The sequence below is a fragment of the Trinickia camelliae genome, from assembly GCF_053525655.1.
Window position 1 is genome coordinate 159318 of sequence record NZ_JBCHAA010000010.1, and the last position, 18144, is coordinate 177461.

Annotated in this window: 17 protein-coding genes; 11 read left to right on the forward strand and 6 right to left on the reverse strand. The window is 63.1% G+C overall.

Annotated elements, in window-relative coordinates; genetic code table 11:
- Positions 1 to 2: 2 nt before the first annotated feature.
- From AAHK20_RS18125 to AAHK20_RS18145, 5 genes are all read left to right on the forward strand, one after another.
- A complete protein-coding gene (locus AAHK20_RS18125; RefSeq protein ID WP_449182878.1) occupies positions 3 to 893 on the forward strand; it encodes a phosphatase PAP2 family protein in 891 nt (296 codons plus the stop codon).
- A gap of 91 nt (positions 894 to 984) precedes the next feature.
- On the forward strand, positions 985 to 2046 hold the full coding sequence (locus AAHK20_RS18130; protein ID WP_449182879.1) for a glycosyltransferase: 1062 nt from the start codon (positions 985 to 987) through the stop codon (positions 2044 to 2046).
- A gap of 18 nt (positions 2047 to 2064) precedes the next feature.
- Positions 2065 to 2802, forward strand: coding sequence for a class I SAM-dependent methyltransferase (locus tag AAHK20_RS18135; RefSeq protein ID WP_449182880.1), 738 nt, complete (start codon positions 2065 to 2067; stop codon positions 2800 to 2802).
- On the forward strand, positions 2802 to 3188 hold the full coding sequence (locus AAHK20_RS18140; protein WP_449182881.1) for a GtrA family protein: 387 nt from the start codon (positions 2802 to 2804) through the stop codon (positions 3186 to 3188). The genes AAHK20_RS18135 and AAHK20_RS18140 overlap by 1 nt, the downstream gene beginning before the upstream one ends.
- Positions 3189 to 3428: 240 nt before the next feature.
- Positions 3429 to 3851: a TadE/TadG family type IV pilus assembly protein gene (locus tag AAHK20_RS18145; protein ID WP_449182882.1), complete on the forward strand. Its 423-nt coding sequence runs from the start codon at positions 3429 to 3431 to the stop codon at positions 3849 to 3851.
- An 83-nt stretch (positions 3852 to 3934) separates the two neighbouring features.
- Here AAHK20_RS18145 and AAHK20_RS18150 read toward each other — a convergent pair whose 3' ends face one another.
- On the reverse strand, positions 3935 to 5101 hold the full coding sequence (locus AAHK20_RS18150; protein ID WP_449182883.1) for a pilus assembly protein TadG-related protein: 1167 nt from the start codon (positions 5099 to 5101) through the stop codon (positions 3935 to 3937).
- 9 nt (positions 5102 to 5110) lie between these two features.
- Positions 5111 to 5614, reverse strand: coding sequence for a TadE/TadG family type IV pilus assembly protein (locus AAHK20_RS18155; protein WP_449182884.1), 504 nt, complete (start codon positions 5612 to 5614; stop codon positions 5111 to 5113).
- A gap of 763 nt (positions 5615 to 6377) precedes the next feature.
- Between AAHK20_RS18155 and AAHK20_RS18160 the strand changes: the two genes are divergently transcribed.
- From AAHK20_RS18160 to AAHK20_RS18185, 6 genes are all read left to right on the forward strand, one after another.
- Positions 6378 to 7826 carry a sigma-54 dependent transcriptional regulator gene (locus tag AAHK20_RS18160; protein ID WP_449182885.1) on the forward strand — a complete coding sequence of 483 codons (1449 nt, stop codon included), beginning with the start codon at positions 6378 to 6380 and terminating at the stop codon, positions 7824 to 7826.
- Positions 7827 to 8182: 356 nt separating this feature from the next.
- Positions 8183 to 9043, forward strand: a complete 861-nt coding sequence (locus AAHK20_RS18165; protein WP_449182886.1) for a transporter substrate-binding domain-containing protein — start codon at positions 8183 to 8185, stop codon at positions 9041 to 9043.
- Between the two features lie 118 nt (positions 9044 to 9161).
- Positions 9162 to 9884, forward strand: a complete 723-nt coding sequence (locus AAHK20_RS18170; RefSeq protein ID WP_449182887.1) for an ABC transporter permease — start codon at positions 9162 to 9164, stop codon at positions 9882 to 9884.
- A 19-nt stretch (positions 9885 to 9903) separates the two neighbouring features.
- A complete protein-coding gene (locus AAHK20_RS18175) occupies positions 9904 to 10656 on the forward strand; it encodes an ABC transporter permease (RefSeq protein WP_449182888.1) in 753 nt (250 codons plus the stop codon).
- Positions 10657 to 10724: 68 nt separating this feature from the next.
- Positions 10725 to 11516: an ABC transporter ATP-binding protein gene (locus AAHK20_RS18180; RefSeq protein ID WP_449182889.1), complete on the forward strand. Its 792-nt coding sequence runs from the start codon at positions 10725 to 10727 to the stop codon at positions 11514 to 11516.
- A gap of 13 nt (positions 11517 to 11529) precedes the next feature.
- A complete protein-coding gene (locus AAHK20_RS18185) occupies positions 11530 to 13029 on the forward strand; it encodes an HAL/PAL/TAL family ammonia-lyase (RefSeq protein WP_449182890.1) in 1500 nt (499 codons plus the stop codon).
- Positions 13030 to 13078: 49 nt separating this feature from the next.
- Here the strand turns inward: AAHK20_RS18185 and AAHK20_RS18190 are convergent, their stop codons facing one another.
- Genes AAHK20_RS18190 through AAHK20_RS18205 form a run of 4 tightly spaced genes read right to left on the reverse strand, consistent with a single transcriptional unit; the run spans position 13079 to position 18129 of the window.
- The gene (locus AAHK20_RS18190) at positions 13079 to 14962 is read right to left on the reverse strand and encodes an IucA/IucC family protein (protein WP_449182891.1); all 1884 of its coding nucleotides are present in this window, start codon (positions 14960 to 14962) and stop codon (positions 13079 to 13081) included.
- Positions 14959 to 15567 (reverse strand): GNAT family N-acetyltransferase, encoded by a 609-nt coding sequence (locus AAHK20_RS18195; protein WP_449182892.1) that lies wholly within the window; start codon positions 15565 to 15567, stop codon positions 14959 to 14961. Before AAHK20_RS18195 ends, AAHK20_RS18190 begins: the two co-directional genes overlap by 4 nt.
- Positions 15557 to 16804 carry an MFS transporter gene (locus AAHK20_RS18200; protein ID WP_449182893.1) on the reverse strand — a complete coding sequence of 416 codons (1248 nt, stop codon included), beginning with the start codon at positions 16802 to 16804 and terminating at the stop codon, positions 15557 to 15559. The genes AAHK20_RS18195 and AAHK20_RS18200 overlap by 11 nt, the downstream gene beginning before the upstream one ends.
- Positions 16801 to 18129, reverse strand: a complete 1329-nt coding sequence (locus AAHK20_RS18205; RefSeq protein ID WP_449182894.1) for a lysine N(6)-hydroxylase/L-ornithine N(5)-oxygenase family protein — start codon at positions 18127 to 18129, stop codon at positions 16801 to 16803. The genes AAHK20_RS18200 and AAHK20_RS18205 overlap by 4 nt, the downstream gene beginning before the upstream one ends.
- Positions 18130 to 18144: the final 15 nt, after the last annotated feature.

Below are 18144 nucleotides of genomic sequence, written 5' to 3' on the forward strand. Positions count from 1 at the left end.
TCATGAAGAATCCGGCGATCCCGATGGAGTCATCAGTACACCAAATCAGACTGTTAAATTGGTGGCTGTGCATAGTCCTTGCGGGTACCGATTTCATCGCGCTCGAAGTGGCGCATATCGAGCTCGCGCCGGCCGGCGTCGTTCGGACTGGCGTGGCGGGCGCAGCGTTGCTGATATTGCGCTTCGTGTATTCGCGAGTTCGTCCGGAGCAGAGGATCTGCGCCGCGCTCGACACGGTCCTCTACCTGGTGATCTTCAGCCAGGCGGCCGCCGTCCTGAACTATTTGATCCTCGGTACGGGAACGCCGGTTGCCGACGCATGGTATTCACGGGCCGATGCGGCTCTGGGCTTCCACTGGCCCGCGTGGTTCGGTTTCGTGCGTGCCCACTCGCCGCTGGCAGAGACGCTGCACTTCGCCAATGCGCTGCTGATGCCGCAGATGATCGCCGTGGTTTTCGTTCTCGCATTCAGCGCCAGGCTCGACGAGCTGCGTGCGTTCGCGACCGCGGTCACCGCCGCGTACCTCGCGACGTTGTTCGTCACGGCACTGGCGCCCGCCGCGGGCGCGTGGACTTACTACCCGCCTGGTCCGGGAGTTGATCTCTCGCAGTTCTCCGATTTTGAGCTGCTTCGCAATCACGCCTTGTTGCGCGTCGATTTGACGAAATTGCAGGACCTCGTTTCGATGCCGTCGTTCCATGCGGCGGTGGCGGTTCTATGCACTTGGGCGATGCGCCGTTCCGGAGCGTGGTTCTGGCCTTGCGCACTGGCGAGCGGATTGATCGTGCTTTCGACGCCCACCGAGGGCGGGCATTACCTGGTGGACGTGCTCGGTGGCATCGCCGTCGCGTCCGCCGCCATAGGCTGGACTTCATATATGAGCCGCAAATAAGAAGCGCCGCAGACGAGCGCGAAAAAGGGGCTGTGCCGCCCGCATCGATAGATGCGGGCATGCGGTGTGAAATCGGATCAAGGGGGGAATCATGTCCGATCAGACCTACGCGCCACTGGTTTCATTGGTGGTGCCGTTCTACAACGAGCACGAGGCAGTCGATCGATTCTTCGATGAGATCGTGCCAGTCATGGAAGCGATCGAATCGATCCGCTTCGAGATCGTGTGCATCAACGACGGCAGCAAGGACGGCACGCTCGACAAGCTGATCGCCGCCAGCGCCCGCGATGCGCGCGTCCGCGTCGTCGACCTCACGCGCAACTTCGGCAAGGAAGCCGCACTAACGGCCGGCCTCGACGAAGCCTCGGGCGACGCCGTCATTCCGATCGACGCCGACCTGCAGGACCCGCCGAGCCTGATTCCGGTGATGATCGAGCACTGGCAGGCCGGGGCGGAAGTGGTGGCGGCCAAGCGGACCAACCGGGCCTGCGACACGTTCGCGAAACGCACCGCCGCAGCGCTTTACTACCGCGTCCACAACGCGCTTTCGGAAGTCAAGCTGCCGGAAAACGTCGGCGATTTCCGGCTGATGGACCGCCAGGTTGTCAACGCATTGCGCAGCCTGCCGGAGCGCCGCCGCTTCATGAAGGGGCTCTTTGCGTGGGTCGGTTACCGGACGGTGATCGTCGAATATCAGCGCGAGCCGCGCAGCGCCGGTCATTCGAAATTCTCCGGATGGCGGCTATGGAATTTCGCGCTCGAAGGCATCACGAGCTTCAGTACGGTGCCGCTGCGCAGCTGGACCTATATCGGCATGGGCATTGCCTCGCTTGCCTTCGTTTACGGCGGATTCATCGTCGGCCGCACCCTGTTGTTCGGCAATCCTGTGCCTGGCTACGCGTCGCTGCTTTCGGTGCTGCTTTTCATGGGCGGCATTCAATTGGTCGGCATCGGCGTGGTGGGCGAGTACATCGGGCGTATCTACTACGAGACGAAAGAGCGCCCCGTGTACCTCGTGCGGCGCCGCTATCAAGCGAAAAGCAAGGTCAGCACGTTGCCCGTCGGGCGCAGCAATTCGCGTGCATCCAATATCTCGCGGCTCGAGCTCGTGCGCAGGCGCGGGTCGCCGCGCGTGCGCGCAGCCGCCCGCTGACACCGCCAGGAGAGCAACATGTCACCCGAAGCTTATCTGGAGATGGCGGAGACCGAATCCGAGCATTGGTGGTTCAAGGGCCGGCGCGACGTGCTGCGCTCGGCGCTGCGCCGGCTTCATTTGCCGCCCCGCGCACGCGTGCTGGAAGTCGGCTCCGGCACGGGCGGGAATATGGAAATGCTGGCCGAATTCGGCAGCGTGTGCGGGCTCGAAATGGATGAAACGGCGCGCACCTTGACGATCCGGAATTGCGGCGGCCGCTTCGACATTCGCGCAGGCCACTGTCCCGACGATTTGCCTTTCGACAACGAGAAGTTCGATCTGATCTGCTTCTTCGACTGCCTGGAGCACATCGCCGACGATACCGAGTCGCTCGCGCGCATGCGTTCGCTGCTGGCGCCGGGCGGCATGATCGTCGTGACCGTGCCGGCCTGCCGTTGGCTATGGAGCGCGCACGACGTGTTTCTTCATCATTACCGGCGTTATAGCCGCACGTCGTTGATGGCGTGTGCTCAATCGGCGGGGTATCGAGTCCAAAGCATCACCTACTTCAATACGCTGCTGTTTCCGCTTGCGGTTGCTGCTCGCTTGGTGGACAAGCTGCTCAAGCGCGAGAGGTCGAGCGGTGATTCGATCCCGACTCCGGCGCTGAATGCGGCGCTCTATACGATCTTCAGCGCGGAACACTGCTGGCTCGCACACGGGACGTTTCCGTTCGGCGTCTCGCTGCTCACGGTGCTGAAAGCGGACGAGTGATGAATCTGACCTACGATCCGAGCTTCGGCGTTCGGCTCGCGCGCTTCGGTATTGCAGGGGTTTTGGCCACCGGCATGCATGTCGCTGTCGCTTACGTGCTCATTGCGCGGGCCGATGCCCCGCCGGTCATCGCGAACACGGTCGCTTTCACGTGGGCCACCCTCTGGTCGTATTTGCTCAATACGAAGTGGAGCTTTTCTTCATCGATCGGCGTCAAGAACCTGTTCCGATTCACGGTCGTGTCCATCGGGGGCGTGATCGTGACTGGACTGGTCTCGCAGATTGCCCAGTCCGCCGGGGCGAGCCCATGGTGCGGAATCGCCTTGGTGGTCTGCCTCGTGCCGCCGCTCACGTTCTCCGCGCATCGTTTCTGGACCTACCGATAAACCGCGCGCGTCTTCCTGGCTCGCCATGCCTCGACGGGCAGGGCGAGCGCTTCAACCTGTCCGTACGTTGGCCGACGTATCTTGCGATTCACGATTGATACGCTTTGCCCCTTTTAGACCCCCTCGTCGAGCGGACCGTCCTGGCGTCCCAAGCCCCGCCGTGCTTGGCGCGCGATGGTTCGATAGTTGCTTGTTTACCTGCGGGCGAAGTCGGTAAAACAGGTTGGTACGGGGATAGACATGGACCATAAAAAAATGCGGTGGCAAGCGGGTTCCACGGGCGTCGAAACGGCGGTCGTCTTTCCCGCGCTTTTACTGGTGCTGTTCGGTGTCGTCGAGGCAGGTGTCGGCGTATACGATCAGAAGGTGATCGCACAGGCGAGCGAAGAAGCGGCCCGCTTAGGCGCGGCTCAAGCGACGGCGCACATGAGCCCGGTCGCGATCATGGGCGTGGCGCAGAATTACGTTTCGGACAAGTTGATCACGTTCGGTTCGTCTGACGCCGTTAAGGTCGCGGTGGACAGGTCATCGGGAACCAAGTCGGGCGATCCGCTGACCGTGACCGTCAGCTATCCCTATAACGGGCTTGCGGTTGCGAGGATCATCAACGCGCTCACGGGGAGCCTGGTGCTTTCCGCCAAGACGACGACGAACTACGAGTAGCCGGGAGCGCGGCTGGATGGCCGCGCCGGGTGTTGACTGAGCTTAGTGCGTTTCAGTCTTCACCCGGCGTCGGCCCGCTATCACTATTGAACCAAGAGTGGCGGAGTGGTCCCACCGTAAGACGGACCAATCCCGGTTAGAGTCGCAGGCCGGCAATTCGAAAATTTGTTGGAAAGCTGGACCACGATGTACTTCCCGCTCCCGCCGACGGCCGAGTCAATCTTGAGACAAGCAAAGCCGACAACGGGCGCGTATTGCCCGGTGGTGATGTTCGTCACGACGGGAAAGAGCGCATACCCGCATGATCCGTTGCCATCGTTCGCGCTGCATGCGTCGACCGTAGAGTAGATGCTGGTTTTCGTGCCGGGCTGGATATAGGTGCTTTGTCCTATGCTCAGTGCCGTGGTGTTGCCGTTGTTGATTAGCCCATTCACCGTCGGCACGTCATTGGCGGTTGTCGTGAACGTGGTCCACTGGCCGGCTTCACACGTGGTGCCGACGTGGTAGGACGATGTGATCTGGAGCTGGTACGGCTGGCCGACCACCTGGGGCAGTGTCTGCCCGTTGCCCAGCGGCGCCGTGCTTGTCGCCAACTTCGGCGAATTGGTGGCCGAATTCCAAAGGCCGGTCAGCGCGGCATACATGCACTGGTTGATCGCTACCGGAAAGAGGCCACCGGGTGTAACGGTTCCACCGCCGGACATCACCGCAATGGCATGTGCCGCAATTGGCACAGATTTGATACCGAAGAGATCGGCGAAGTACGTCGCCACCGGACCGCCGTTGGTGGTTCCCGTCTTGTTGATCGTGACCTCCACCGCGGGATAATCGTTCGACCCCGGTGTTATGGACTGCGATTCAAGCGTACCCGGCGATCCGGTTTGGTTCCAGTAACCGGCTTGCACAACGCCGGTGGACAACTTGACGTCGGCGGCCGCATTCAACGGAACGCCGTTGGTCGCCCAACTCACGGATGTGGTCCAGTCAGGCGCGCTGCTCGTCGTGTTGCTGCACTCGGTGCGCGGCAGAAGACAGGCCGCACCGGCCAGGGCAGCCGCGTCCGCGGCGTTCTGGAGCTGGTTGCGGACCGCGTATTCATACCCCAAGTCGATGCCCAGCGCTGCAAAGCTGAGCAGCATCACAAGCGAGAGCGCGACGAGTACTGATACCGCGCCGCGCTGCTTCCTGTGGCTCTGCCTCAAAGCACGAGCTCGATCGACGCTCGGCGACTTCAGGTTCCGGCGGGTCATGATCGTCTCCTAGTCGTTATTCATGACCGTTGTCGCCGTAAGCGTCAGCGGACCTGTAAGCGGGCTGAGCATCTTGCCAAGCAGCAAACCCGTGAATTTGTACGTCACGGTGACCGTGAGAGGCGTCCCAAATGACCCTCCCGCGCCGGACGGGACGGATACGGACGGTGTCGCGCTCCCGAAACTGATCAGATAGTTGCTGCAATAGTTGTCGACGACAGTGCCGATTTGGGTCTGGATGGACGAGGGCGCCCCAGCCATCAGGGTCGTATTCAACGGCATGACAACGCCGGCTCGCGCGCCTTCGCGGCTCGCATTCGTAATGACGACCTTGTCGTACATGATCAGGCTGAATTCGATGATACCGAACAGGATGAGCAAAAGAAGTGGAAGAACGATGGCGAACTCGACAGCGGCGACGCCTTTTTGATTTCTGCGCTTCAGGTTGCCAGGCCCTCGGCTGATTCGACATGCAAAAGCAACGGCACGCGCCGCTCTCATACGAGTGTTCATTGACGACCTCCCCGTGGCCTCTGAATTGCCGGATCGGACTTATTGTTTGCTTGTCTGAATCCGGGCCTATGCGATGCATGCAAGGAGCGCACCAGCGCTTGCCCGCCGGAGGACGATGCGAGTGGCCTTGGTCAAATCGGCGGTTTTTCGCCCGATTTGTTTCAGTTTTGAAACGCGCGGCGAAAAAGGGGGGGTGAATTAAGGTGTATTCGTATTACGGGGAATGACGAAAAATAAAAAAATCTCCGGGGAAACCAGGATTAACGATTGCCGTATTAAAGCCGAAATACAGCTGAGAGAGCATTGAACGGCCGTACTGTGGTCTTCCGCACACGCTGAAAAAATGGCGCTTCTGTATCGTTTGCAATACAAATTCCTATAGCAATTCGATACACATTGGACTATGTTCAATTTCATGCGCCATTTAGAGCGTAGCATCGGAATAAGTCGCCACAGTACGACTGTTCAATACGGGGAAGGGGAAAATGAAAAGTACAAAAACGTACGACCGGACTATTTGGTTCGGCACAAATGCCACAAATGTTGAGCGCGAATTAGGGGCGCCTCTGGCGCAATCGCACAACCTGCAGCAAGGATGCCGAAGCAAAAGCGGCTGGCGCAGTTCGCAGACGCGGCCTTAAGGGGCGGCACTGCAGCGATCGGCCATCGTTCCATCTAGTCAAGTCAGCAAGAAACCGATGCGGTTCCAAGCATGCGCCACGAGGCCATGGGCTTAGGGTTCGGCATCGAAACCGGGGGCAACATGAATACCGCCTTGATTCAGCCGTGTGCTGAGCGCACTGTCCTTTGCATCTCGCCGAAACCCGATCAAGACACCATCGATGCGCTCGCGTCGGTGGGCTGGCACGTGGTGCACGCGAAAACGACGCAGCAAGCCGAGAAATTGCTCGAGCGCGGCGCGATCAAAGTCGGGCTGATCGAATTGCCGAAGGAATGCACGGCGCAGGCGCTGTCGAAGTTCGAGGCGTGCATCGCGCGCAGCGACGCGACCTGGATCGCCCAGGTTTGGCCGGGGCAGGCGGAAGACGTGCTGACGCGCCGCTTCATCCTCGACTACTGCTTCGACTTCGTCACGCTGCCGTGCCTCGACGAGCGCCTGCTGTTCGCGCTGGGCCACGCGCATGGGCTGTCGGTGCTGCGCGAAACGATGGCGGCGCCCGAGTCCGAATTGGGCCGCCATGAAATGATCGGCCAGAGCGAACCGATGCAGCTGCTGTATCGCGGCATCGACAAGTGCGCGCGCAACAACGCGCCCGTGTTCATCTCCGGCGAATCGGGAACGGGCAAGGAATTGACGGCGCGGGCGATCCACAATCGCTCGTCGCGCGGCCGCAAGGCTTATGTGGCGATCAATTGCGCGGCCATTCCGCCGACGCTGCTGCAATCCGAGCTGTTCGGCCACGAGCGGGGCGCGTTCACGGGCGCGCTGCAGAAAAAGATCGGCCGCATCGAAGCCGCCGCGGAAGGCACGCTGTTTCTCGACGAGATCGGCGACATGCCGCACGAATGCCAGGCGGTGCTGCTGCGCTTTCTCCAGGAAGGGACGATCGAGCGCCTGGGCGGCGAGGGCACGGTGCGGGTTGACGTGCGCGTCATTTCGGCGACTCACGTCAATCTCGAAGAGGCGGTCGCCGAGGGGCGGTTTCGCGCGGACTTGTATCACCGCTTGTGCGTCTTGAGGCTGGCGGAGCCGCCGCTGCGCGAGCGCGGCAGCGACATCAAGCTGCTCGCCGAGCACGCGCTCGCCATGTACAAGCAAGACGGTCCGCGCAAATTCCGCGGGTTTTCGAGCGATGCCGTCACGGCGATGTTCAATTACGACTGGCCCGGCAATGTCCGCGAGCTGATCAATTGCGTGCGCCGCGCGGTCGTGATGGCCGAAGGGCGTTTCATCACCGCCGCGGATCTGGGCTTGCCGGACGCGCCGCACAGCACCGGCCGCACGCTCGCGGAGGTTCGCAACGAGGCCGAGCGCATCGCCATTCAGCAAGCGCTGACGCGGCACGCCTACAGCTTGTCAGGCGCGGCCGCCGAGCTCGGGGTGTCGCGCGCGACGCTCTATCGCCTGCTCAACGCGATCGGCCTGCGCTCGGAGCCGCCTGCCATGAAGGATTTGCGTCTGCTCGACGCCCAAGCCGGGCAGAACGCGAAACCCGACGCGCTTCGCTGCACCGAGCACCTTTCCCAATAGCGCGGGACGTTTCCCGCCGATTTATTCCGCTGACTTTTCCCGCCTTAGTCGCCTCATGCCGGTGTTCGCGCCGCGCATGAGGCCGGCTTTCGTCCCCCCCGTTGCACCAATCTTGTCTAGCCAACATGCACCAACCCGGCGCAATTCTCGCTCATTGAGAATGTCGCGGCATCGCTCCCCATCTCTCACAGAGCCTTACCCATAGGGCTTACCCGAAGATTCCCGCATTCCTTCTCAAAAGCGCTTGCATGCGCTTTTTGTTTCTTGCAGAGTTGTATATACAAATTGGCCGGGCGATGGCTTGACCGATCAGAGGGTGGTTCACGGTTTCTTACTCAATCCATTGGAGATTCGAAGTGAAGGTCAAGCGCTCAACGTTGGCAAAGGTTTTGGCGGTGGCGGTGCTCGGCGCGGCGGCGACGCTCGCGGCGCCTGTGCAGGCGAAGGAATGGAAGTCGGTGACGATCGCGCTCGAAGGCAGCTACGAGCCGTGGAACCTCACGCTTCCCGGCGGCAAGCTCGGCGGCTTCGAGCCCGAGTTGGTCGCGAATCTGTGCGCGCGCATCAAGCTGCAATGCAATCTCGTCGCGCAGGATTGGGACGGCATGATCCCCGGTCTGCAAGCGGGCAAGTTCGACGTGCTGATGGACGCGATCTCCATCACCCCCGAGCGCGAGAAGATCATCGCGTTCTCGCGTCCTTATGCGGCCACTCCGGCCACCTTCGCGGTCACCGATACCAAGGTCTTGCCTAAGGCGTCCCCCACTGCGGCGGTCCTCAAGCTGACCGGCGACCCGAAGACCGACAAGCCGACCGTCGATGCGTTGCGCAAGGAGTTGAAGGGCAAGACGATCGGCATCCAGTCGGGCACGGTCTACACGCAATTCATCAACGACAGCTTCAAGGACATCGCGACGATCCGCGTCTACAAGACCTCGCCTGAGCGCGATCTCGATCTCGTCGCGGGCCGCATCGACGCGTCGTTCGACGACGTGACGTATTACGCCGCCAACCTCGCGAAGAAGGAGAACGCGGGCGTGACGCTGGCCGGTCCGCAGATCGGCGGCCCGATCTGGGGGCCGGGCGAAGGGCTCGCGTTCCGCAAGCAGGATGCGGATCTGAAGGCGAAGTTCGATACGGCGATCAGCGAGGCGCTGGCAGACGGCACGGTGAAGCGCCTGTCGGAGAAGTGGTTCAAGACCAACGTCACGCCTTGAGCGTAGGCCTCGCGCGCGGCGGCGGGCATGGCCCGCGCCGCGCGTCGAAACGCGGCGGCGCTTGGCCTTTGCCCAGCGCCGCCTGTCGGCAGGATTGGATGAACGTACCGGGTGAAGCATGGACCTGATCGAGACACTGGGTTTCGGTTCCGAAGGATGGGGCGGCGCGCTGCTGCTCGCCGCGCTGATGACGGTGGTGCTGACGCTTGCGGCGCTCGCGATCGGCGCCGTGTTCGGCGCTTTTGTGGCGGCGGCGAAACTGTCGCGTTTTCGAAGCGCGAGAGTGGTGGGTGACTTGTACACGACCGTGTTTCGCGGCGTGCCCGAACTGCTCGTGATTTATCTCTTCTATTTCGGCGGCTCGACGCTCGTCACGACGATCGGACAGTGGTTCGGCGCGGACGGCTTCATCGGCGTGCCGCCGTTCGCGATCGGCGCGTTCGCGGTCGGCATGATTTCCGGCGCGTACCAGGCCGAGGTCTATCGCGCGGCCGTCCTGGCGGTGTCGAAAGGCGAGCTCGAAGCGGCGCGCGCGATGGGCATGCCCACGCTCACGATGGCGCGCCGCATTCTGATTCCGCAGGTGCTGCGTTTCGCGCTGCCGGGCATCGGCAACGTCTGGCAGTTGAGCTTGAAGGACTCGGCGCTGATCTCGGTGACCGGTCTCGCGGAATTGCTGCGCACGAGCCAGGTCGCGGCCGGCTCGACGCACAACTACTTCCTGTTCTTCGTGGTCGGCGGCGCGCTGTATCTGCTGATGACGAGCGTCTCGAACCGGATCTTCAACCGTGCGGAAGCGCACGTCGGCCGATCCTTCCGCCGCAATTTCGCGCGCAATTGACGAGAAGACGAGAACCACCATGCACCTCGATATCGACTTCCTGACCGATACGCTCTCGCAACTGCTCGCGGCCGTGCCGATGACGCTGAGCCTGTTCTTTGCCTCGCTCGTGGTCGGCGGCCTGCTGTCGCTCGTGATCGTCACGATGCGCGTCTCGCCCCATTGGCTGCCGAATCGCTTTGCGCGCGCCTACATCCTGGTGTTTCGCGGCTCGCCGCTGCTGATCCAGATGTTTCTGGTCTACTACGCGCTCGGGCAGTTTCATGTGATTCGCGACAGCTTCGTGTGGCCGGTGCTGCGCGATCCCTATATGTGCGCGGTGCTGTCGCTCGCGCTTTGCACCGCGGGCTATACGGCGGAAATCATTCGCGGCGGCTTGATGGCGGTGCCGGTCGGCCAGATCGAAGCGGGCTACGCGTGCGGGATGTCCGGGTTTTCGCTGCTGCGCCGCGTGATCGGTCCGATTGCGTTGCGTCAGTGCTTGCCCGCGTATTCGACCGAAGCGGTGCTGCTCGTCAAATCGACGGCGCTCGCGAGTCTCGTCACCGTGTGGGAAGTGACGGGCGTCGCGCAGCAGATCATTCAAAAGACCTACCGGACGAGCGAGGTGTTCATCTGCGCGGCGCTGATCTATCTGCTGTTGAATTTCGTGATCGTGCGGCTGCTCGGCTTGCTCGAATGGCGGCTGTCAAGGCACCTGCGCGCGGCGCCCGTCGCGCAGAAGGACAAGACGCCGGCGATGCCCGCTGCCGAAGCGCGGGCTGAATCCTGAACCCTGAACGCAAGCTGGAAGCATTGAACGCCGCATCGGCATTCGCTTCATTCTGGATGGAGACTGATATGAGTCAAACGACACCTGTCGCGCTGTCGGCGAAGAACATTCACAAGTCGTTCGGCGATGTGCACGTGCTGAAGGGCATTTCGCTCGACGCGCACGAAGGCGACGTGATTTCGATTCTCGGCGCGAGCGGCTCGGGCAAGAGCACGTTTCTGCGCTGCCTGAATCTGCTGGAGACGCCCGACGACGGCACGGTGTCGCTCGCGGGCGAGACGATGCAGATGAAGCGCCGCAAGGACGGGCACTTGCAAGCGGCTGACCGCAAGCAGGTCGACCGCATCCGCTCGCAATTGGGCATGGTGTTTCAGAACTTCAATTTGTGGTCGCATATGACCGTGCTCGAGAATCTGATCGAAGGCCCGATTCGCGTGCTGAAGAGAAGCCGTGCCGAAGCGGTCGAGGAAGCGGAGGCGCTGCTCGCGAAAGTCGGCCTCGCGGAAAAGCGCGGGCACTATCCGGCGCATTTGTCGGGCGGCCAGCAGCAGCGCGTCGCGATCGCGCGCGCGTTGGCGATGCATCCGAAGGTCATGCTGTTCGACGAGCCGACTTCGGCGCTCGATCCCGAGCTCGTCGGCGAAGTGCTGCGCGTGATGCGCTCGCTCGCGGAAGAGGGGCGCACGATGCTCGTCGTCACGCATGAGATGGGTTTTGCGCGCCACGTGTCGAACCGCGTGATGTTCCTGCATCAAGGGCAGGTCGAGGCGGACGGCACGCCCGACGAAGTGTTCGGCGAACTGCGCTCGGAGCGTTTCAAGCAGTTCGTTTCCAGTCACCATCACCGTACGGCGAACTGAGGCTGACGCAAACATGACCGTGATTCGATCCGAGCGTCCCCTCAATTGGCGTGAGCTGGCCGCTGTGGCCGGTGGCGAAGCGCTGGAGCTTTCGGCGGAAACGCGCGCGCGCATCGCGGCGGCGCGCGCGCTGGTCGACACCATTGTCGAGCGCGGGATACGCGCCTATGGCGTCAATACCGGCGTCGGCGCGCTGTGCGACGTCATCATCGGACCGAGCCAGCAAAGCGCGCTCTCGCACAACATTCTGATGAGCCACGCGGTCGGCGTCGGCGCGCCGCTTGGCGCGGCCGAAACCCGCGCGATCATCGCGGCGGCGATCAATAACTACGCGCATGGCTATTCGGGCGTGCGGCTCGACATCGTCGAGCGGCTCCTCGCGCTGCTGAACGCCGATTGCTTGCCGGAAGTGCCGGCGCATGGCTCAGTCGGCTACTTGTCGCACATGGCCCATATCGCGCTCGTTTGCGTCGGCGCGGGGTACGCGCACTATCGCGGCGAACGTCTTACTGGCGCGGAAGCGCTGCGGCGGCTCGGGCTCGAACCGCTCGTGCTGCAAGCGAAGGAGGGGCTCTCGCTCGTCAACGGCACGCCTTGCGTGACGGGGCTCGCCGTGCTCGCGCTCGCCCGTGCCGAACGGCTGCTCGATTGGGCCGATGCGGTGGCGGCGATGAGCTTCGAGGATCTGCGCGGCCAGCTTGCCGCGTTCGACCCGAACGCGCTCGCGCTGCGCGCATCGCCTGGGCTCAACGCAGTGGGCGCGCGCCTGCACGCGATGCTCGCCGACAGCGGCGTGCTGGCCGCCGCCGTCGGAGCGCGCACGCAGGATGCGCTCAGCCTGCGCACGATTCCGCACGTGCACGGCGCGGCGCGCGACGTGCTCGCCACCACGGCGGACGTCGTCGATCGCGAGCTGGCCGCCGTGACCGACAACCCGATCGTGAGCGGCACGCCGGATGCGCCGCGCGTCCATTCGCAGGCGCATGCTGTGGGCGCGTCGATCGCGCTCGCGATGGACAGCCTCGCCGTGGCGATCGCACAAGTCGCGGCGATGGCGGAGCGCCGCGTCGATCGCCTGGTCAACCCGCTCGTCAGCGGCATGCCCGCGTTCCTGGCGCAGCAAAGCGGCACGTGCTCGGGATTCATGATCGCGCAGTACACGGCGGCGTCGCTCGTCGCGCAGAACCGGCGGCTTGCGGCCCCGGCGAGTCTCGACGGCGGCGTCACGTCGGGCTTGCAGGAAGATCACTTGTGTCACGCGACGCCGGCGGCGTTGAAAGCGCTGGAGCTGCTCGACAACAGTGCGCGCATCGTTGCGATCGAATGGATGGCCGCGAGCCAAGCGTGCGACTTGCAATCGTCGGGGCCGGCGCGGGCGCGCTATACCGGCGGCCTGTGGCGTCGTTTGCGCGAAGTCGTCGCGACGTATCGCGACGACCGGCCGTTGGGCGAGGATATCGAGCGCGTGTTTCGTTTCATGCGTGAGACGAGCGCGCCGGCGGTTGCTAGCTAAGGCGAGCTGAAGCGGCGGCGCTTTTGCGCCGCCGCCGTTTTTCCCCCGCTTATCCCTCGATCGCGCTCAACAGCGGTTCGCCGCGTGCTTCGCGCAACGCATCACGCCGTCCCGCGAGCGGATTCCGCAGATTGCCCGCCAGCTTGAGGTTCGCGGCCGGGTCGGCGAGATTGACCATCTGCAGGTTGTTGCCGAGTTGCAGACGGTTCAGGCACGAATGCAAGAACTCCGGCGCGAACAGATCGTACTTCTCGTACTTCGCGGCCAACTCCGGATGCGCGTCCTGATACGCCGAGACGCAACGGGCGACAACATCCCAGAACACGTCTTCGCTGCAGCATTCGTGTTCGACGAGAATCTGGTTCACGTAGCGGAAGAAGCCGTCGAACACGTCGATGAAAATCGCGAGCAGCTTGAGGCCGTCGGGCACGTCGACGGCGAGGCGCTTCACGTTGTCGGGCAGCTTCGCGTCCTTGTCGAGAATCACCGCTTCCTCGGCGATGTCCTTCATGATCGCGCGCACCGGCACGTGGTTTTCCATCACGAGGATCAGGTTCTCGCCGTGCGGCATGAACACGAGGTCGTACCGGTAGAAGCAGTGCACGAGCGGCGCGAGATACGCCTCCATGTAGCGTTCGAGCCATGCGCGCGTGCTCAAGCCCGAGGCGGCGATGAGCGCGGGCAGCAGCGCGTGGCCGTGCCGGTCCGTGTGCAATACGGCGGCCATCGTCATCAAACGCTGGCCGGGGCCCGCGAGCGCGAGCGGATTCTCGCGCCACAGCGCGGAAAACATCTTCTTGTACGGGCTGTCGGCTTGAATCGCGGCTTCGTAGTAGCGGTTGCGAAAGCCGAGCGAAGCGACTTCGCGCAGGATCGTGAAGCCTTGGCTTTGCAGATAGGCGTCGCTTTCGATGAGGTGCTTGAGGAAGTCGTTGATCGCCGGCGTGCCCGCCATGTAGTACGGCGACAAGCCGCGCATGAACCCCATGTTCAGAATCGATAGCGACGTCTTCACGTAGCGCTTCGCCGGATGCGTGATGTTGAAGAACGTGCGGATCGATTGCTGCGCGAGATAGCGGTCGTCGCCGTAGCCGAGGCAGATGATCCGATTGTTCGCGACGTAGGACGCGAAGCAGATCGACAGCTTGTTGAACCACTGCCAGGGGTGCGCGGGCATGAAATGGTAGTCGGCGATGTCGCATCCGTGCCCGGCGACGATTGCTATGAAGCGCTCAATGGTCGCTTCGCCGAGCTCCTCGGTCATCAGCCGCTCGTAATCGAGGTCTTGCGCGCAGTGGAACGCCGCGTGGTCCTTGTGCACCGCGAGCCACACGACGGCGATCTCCGAGCCGGCCTCGGGCGCGTAGGCGCGATAGTCGATGGCGTCGAAGCCGAGGCGTCCATTGTTGGCGACGAAGCCCGGGTGGCCTTCCATCATCGCGGTTTCGAAGGTCTGGAAGTCGGCGTCGACGAGCGCGACGGTGTCTGTGCCTTCTTTCGTCAGCTTGTACGCGCTGCCGTAGAGCGTGCTGCTGATTTCGTCGAGATAGACCGGCAGCATGTCCTCCTTGATGCCGAGCCGCTCCTTGACGTCGAGGATGAATTCGAGCGCATCGAGCGGCTGCTCGACGCCACCGGCGATGCATGTGATCGATTCCGGCCGGATGCTCCAATGCCGTAGCGCGAGCAGGCGCGCTTCGAATGCGTAGACGCGCGTGCCGTCGTCGGACGGCAGCGCGTAGCGCGCGAAGCCCGCGCCAGCGGCTTCGCCGGTCCGCTCGGGCTCGACGATGAGTTCGTGCGCGTACTCGGCGATCGCCTTCTTGACGAGCAGGCGGTTCGCGCGGCGCCAGATGTCAGGCGTCAGATGGAGCCCGGCGCGGGACGGGTGTTGGGACGGGTGCTCGAGGTGCTCGATAGGCAGGCGGGTCATGGCTGGGATTCCTTCTGGATGGCGGCGTGAAAATCCTCGCGTGTGCAGAACGCGATGGAAGCGGTTTTTTCGCGGAAGGCGACGTCTTTCCAATAGACGAAGCCCATCGCGCGGTTCAAGGCATGAATGCGCGTGTTGCGCACGTCGGGCTCGACGACGACGCGGCGTGCGTCGAGCCGTGCGAACATGAACGTCATCAGCGCGGCGAACACGCGTCGCGTGTAGCCCTGCACCGGGCGCGACGCGGGGGCGACGAACACGTGCATACCCAAGTCGCCGGGTTGCGCGTCGTAGTGCTCGCCGAGCTGATCGTGCGCGGGGTCGTAGCATTCGATCAGGAACGCGGACGTGCCCCGTTCGATGCCGAGCCACGCGGTGGCATGACCGGAGTCGGCGAGCGCGCGATAGATGGCCTCGACTTCTTCGACGCGCTTGTCCTGCATGTTCCAGAACGACGCGCGCTCGTCGGCGAACCAGCGGTGCAGCATCGGCGCGTCGCGAGCGGCATCGAGAGGACGAAACGCAAAGCCGTGGTACGTGCCGGGCGAATGCTCGGGCGGCGCGGGCCGCAGCGCGATCTCGGCGGTGGCGATGTCAGTTCGCACGGGCGGTGACTCCAGTGGTGGAAAGTTCATCGGGAGAGGAGTTGGCGCCGGCTTTGTCGACGTCGAGCAGCAGCGCGTTGAGCAAGACGGTCAGCAGCAGCCCGGCGGCGGCGATAAAGAACGGGGTGCGCAATCCGTAGCTTTCGACCACGGCGCCGGCAGCAAACGACGCCAGCAGCACGCCCAGGTTCTGAAAGAAGTTGATGACGCTATAGTCCGCCGCATACGAGGCCGGCGTGCTGAGACGAAACATCGTGACGTCGAGCTTCACGACGATCTGGAACAGCGCCCAGCCGAACAGGCAGCGTCCGATCACGATCCAGAGCGGATCGCCCGCGCCTTGCAGGAGGAGTCCCGCGGCGCCTAGCAGCAGATTGCCTAGCGTGTGATCCAGCTTGCGTGTGTCGCGTGTGGGTTGGCCGCCCGTGCGCGCGCCATGGCGATTGATGCGCAACGCGACGATGGCCACGATGCCCGGAATCGCGAACACGAGCCCTGACAGCAATTCGCTTGGGCGTCCGCTGATCGCCTGCCAATACGACGACATGAACGGCCGGATCAGATAGACGCTGAAGTCGAAGACGAGCATCAGCAGCGCGAGCCGCAGAATCGGCAGGCGATGGGCGAAGCCCACGCGAACGCGCTCGGCGCTATCGTCTCGGTCCGCAGGTGCGAAGCGGCAACGGCGCGTGATGCCGTGCGAGCGGATCAGATACAGACAGACGAACATCTGCACGAAATCCCCCGCCGCCATGGCGAAAATGCACTTGTCCGCGCCCCAGGTCTGAATGACGAAACCGCCCACGACAGCCCCCAGGATCGCGCCGAAGTGCACGACGACCGACAGCAGGCCGATGGTGTTCGCGTGCGCCGCTTTCTCTTCGAGCCGCATCAGGTACGGGTACATCAGCAGATAGCTGCTCTTGCACATGAACATCGCGAGCGACAGCGCCCAGAACGCGGGCACGCTCGGGGCCCAATAGCTCAGCACGGAAAACACGCCGGCCGCGAACTGCGTATAGACGAGCAGATGCATCGCATCGAGCCGCTTCGCGATGCGCGCCCACAGCGGCAGTGTGAGCATCACCGCGATCGAGATCGCGGCCACGTACGCGCCCGCGTGCACGGGGTTCGTCAACTGATAGCGCGCGGCGAAGAACTGCGGATAGAACGGGATCAGGATGGCGTCGCTGATCACCGCGAACGCCGTCATGAGGATGATGGCGCCCCGCATCATTCGGTCTCCAGCGGCACTTTGCGGAACGCATCGCTCGCGGGCACCGAGAAGTCCTGCAATGCGATGCGGCGCTCGATCGGGTAGTGCTCGACGCCAGTCAGCTCGCGCAGGATGCACGAGTTGCGGTAGCAGCTCATGCCGAGATCGAGATTCGTGAGGCCGTGGCTGTAGAGGCCCGCGTTCTGCGCGAAGATCTCCGATTCGCCGACGTCGATCGCGTAGTTGCGCGACATGCGGTAGCGCCCCTTCGCGTCCCACCGGATGCGCTCGCGGATGCCGTCGATGAAGCGCGGCACGTTCTGTCCGTAGCCGGTGGCGAAGACCGCGCCGTCGGTGACATGCGTGTACGGCTGGCGTTCGTCGCGCTGGATGAATCGCAGATGGAAACGGTCGCCGGCCGGGTCGTAATGGCAGCCCGTGAGCTCGGAGTTGGTGATGAGCCTCGCGTTCGAGTGGCCGCGGCTGCGGCGGTCGTCGAGCAAGTCGTAGATCTGATTCATCAGCGTCGCGTTCACGCCTTTGTAGAGGTTGTCCTGCTTCTCGATGATGCGTTCCTTGACGTCGTCGGGCAGGTTGTAGAAGTAGTCGACGTAGTCCGGCGAGCTCATCTCCAGCGTGAGTTTCGTGGTCTCCATTTGGAAGAAGCGCGAGGAGCGTGTGATCCAGGTGAGGGCGTAGTCGTTGCTGTCACTGTCTTTAAGCAAGTCGTGGAAGATTTCGGCGGCGCTCTGACCGCTGCCGATCACGGCGATCGAGCGCTTCTTTTGCAACTCGGCCTTGCGCTCGACGTATTGGGCGCTATGGAGGCAGTGCTCCGCCACGCCGGCGCAACAGGCGGGCAAGTGCGGCACCGACCCGACACCGATCACGAGCTTCGGCGCGCGATGCGTGAACGGCTGCTGCGTGCGCGAGTGCCGGCCGCTCACGACGTACTGCTTGCGCACGTCGTCATAGTCGATGCGCTCGACGTTTGAGCCGAACGCAATGCTCGACAGCTGCCGGATGGCCCACTTGCAATAGCGGTTGTATTCGGCGCGGCTCAGGTAGAAGCGCTCGCGGATGTAGTACGCGTAGAGCTTGCCTTCCTGCTTGCAGTAATTGAGGAAGCTGAACTGGCTTTTCGGGTCCGCGAGGCTCACGAGATCGGCCAGAAACGGGTTCTGCAGCGTCGTGTCGTCGATCAGCATGCCGGGGTGCCAGTCGAAGTCGTCGTTGCGTTCGAGGAAAATGCCGCGCAAGCCGCGAATCGGCTCGGCGAGGCAGGCGAGGCTCAGGTTGAATGGGCCTAGGCCGATCGCGATGAAGTCGTGCTCGTCGCTGTGCATGGCGTTCAGTCCTCG

What these genes read in the sequence shown, in the direction of transcription:
- AAHK20_RS18125 (WP_449182878.1), top strand. Translation starts at nt 3, where the DNA reads ATGAAGAATCCGGCGATCCCGATGGAGTCATCAGTACACCAAATCAGA.
- AAHK20_RS18130 (WP_449182879.1), top strand. Translation starts at nt 985, where the DNA reads ATGTCCGATCAGACCTACGCGCCACTGGTTTCATTGGTGGTGCCGTTC.
- AAHK20_RS18135 (WP_449182880.1), top strand. Translation starts at nt 2,065, where the DNA reads ATGTCACCCGAAGCTTATCTGGAGATGGCGGAGACCGAATCCGAGCAT.
- AAHK20_RS18140 (WP_449182881.1), top strand. Translation starts at nt 2,802, where the DNA reads ATGAATCTGACCTACGATCCGAGCTTCGGCGTTCGGCTCGCGCGCTTC.
- AAHK20_RS18145 (WP_449182882.1), top strand. Translation starts at nt 3,429, where the DNA reads ATGGACCATAAAAAAATGCGGTGGCAAGCGGGTTCCACGGGCGTCGAA.
- AAHK20_RS18150 (WP_449182883.1), bottom strand. Translation starts at nt 5,101, where the DNA reads ATGACCCGCCGGAACCTGAAGTCGCCGAGCGTCGATCGAGCTCGTGCT.
- AAHK20_RS18155 (WP_449182884.1), bottom strand. Translation starts at nt 5,614, where the DNA reads ATGAACACTCGTATGAGAGCGGCGCGTGCCGTTGCTTTTGCATGTCGA.
- AAHK20_RS18160 (WP_449182885.1), top strand. Translation starts at nt 6,378, where the DNA reads ATGAATACCGCCTTGATTCAGCCGTGTGCTGAGCGCACTGTCCTTTGC.
- AAHK20_RS18170 (WP_449182887.1), top strand. Translation starts at nt 9,162, where the DNA reads ATGGACCTGATCGAGACACTGGGTTTCGGTTCCGAAGGATGGGGCGGC.
- AAHK20_RS18175 (WP_449182888.1), top strand. Translation starts at nt 9,904, where the DNA reads ATGCACCTCGATATCGACTTCCTGACCGATACGCTCTCGCAACTGCTC.
- AAHK20_RS18180 (WP_449182889.1), top strand. Translation starts at nt 10,725, where the DNA reads ATGAGTCAAACGACACCTGTCGCGCTGTCGGCGAAGAACATTCACAAG.
- AAHK20_RS18185 (WP_449182890.1), top strand. Translation starts at nt 11,530, where the DNA reads ATGACCGTGATTCGATCCGAGCGTCCCCTCAATTGGCGTGAGCTGGCC.
- AAHK20_RS18190 (WP_449182891.1), bottom strand. Translation starts at nt 14,962, where the DNA reads ATGACCCGCCTGCCTATCGAGCACCTCGAGCACCCGTCCCAACACCCG.
- AAHK20_RS18200 (WP_449182893.1), bottom strand. Translation starts at nt 16,804, where the DNA reads ATGATGCGGGGCGCCATCATCCTCATGACGGCGTTCGCGGTGATCAGC.
- AAHK20_RS18205 (WP_449182894.1), bottom strand. Translation starts at nt 18,129, where the DNA reads ATGCACAGCGACGAGCACGACTTCATCGCGATCGGCCTAGGCCCATTC.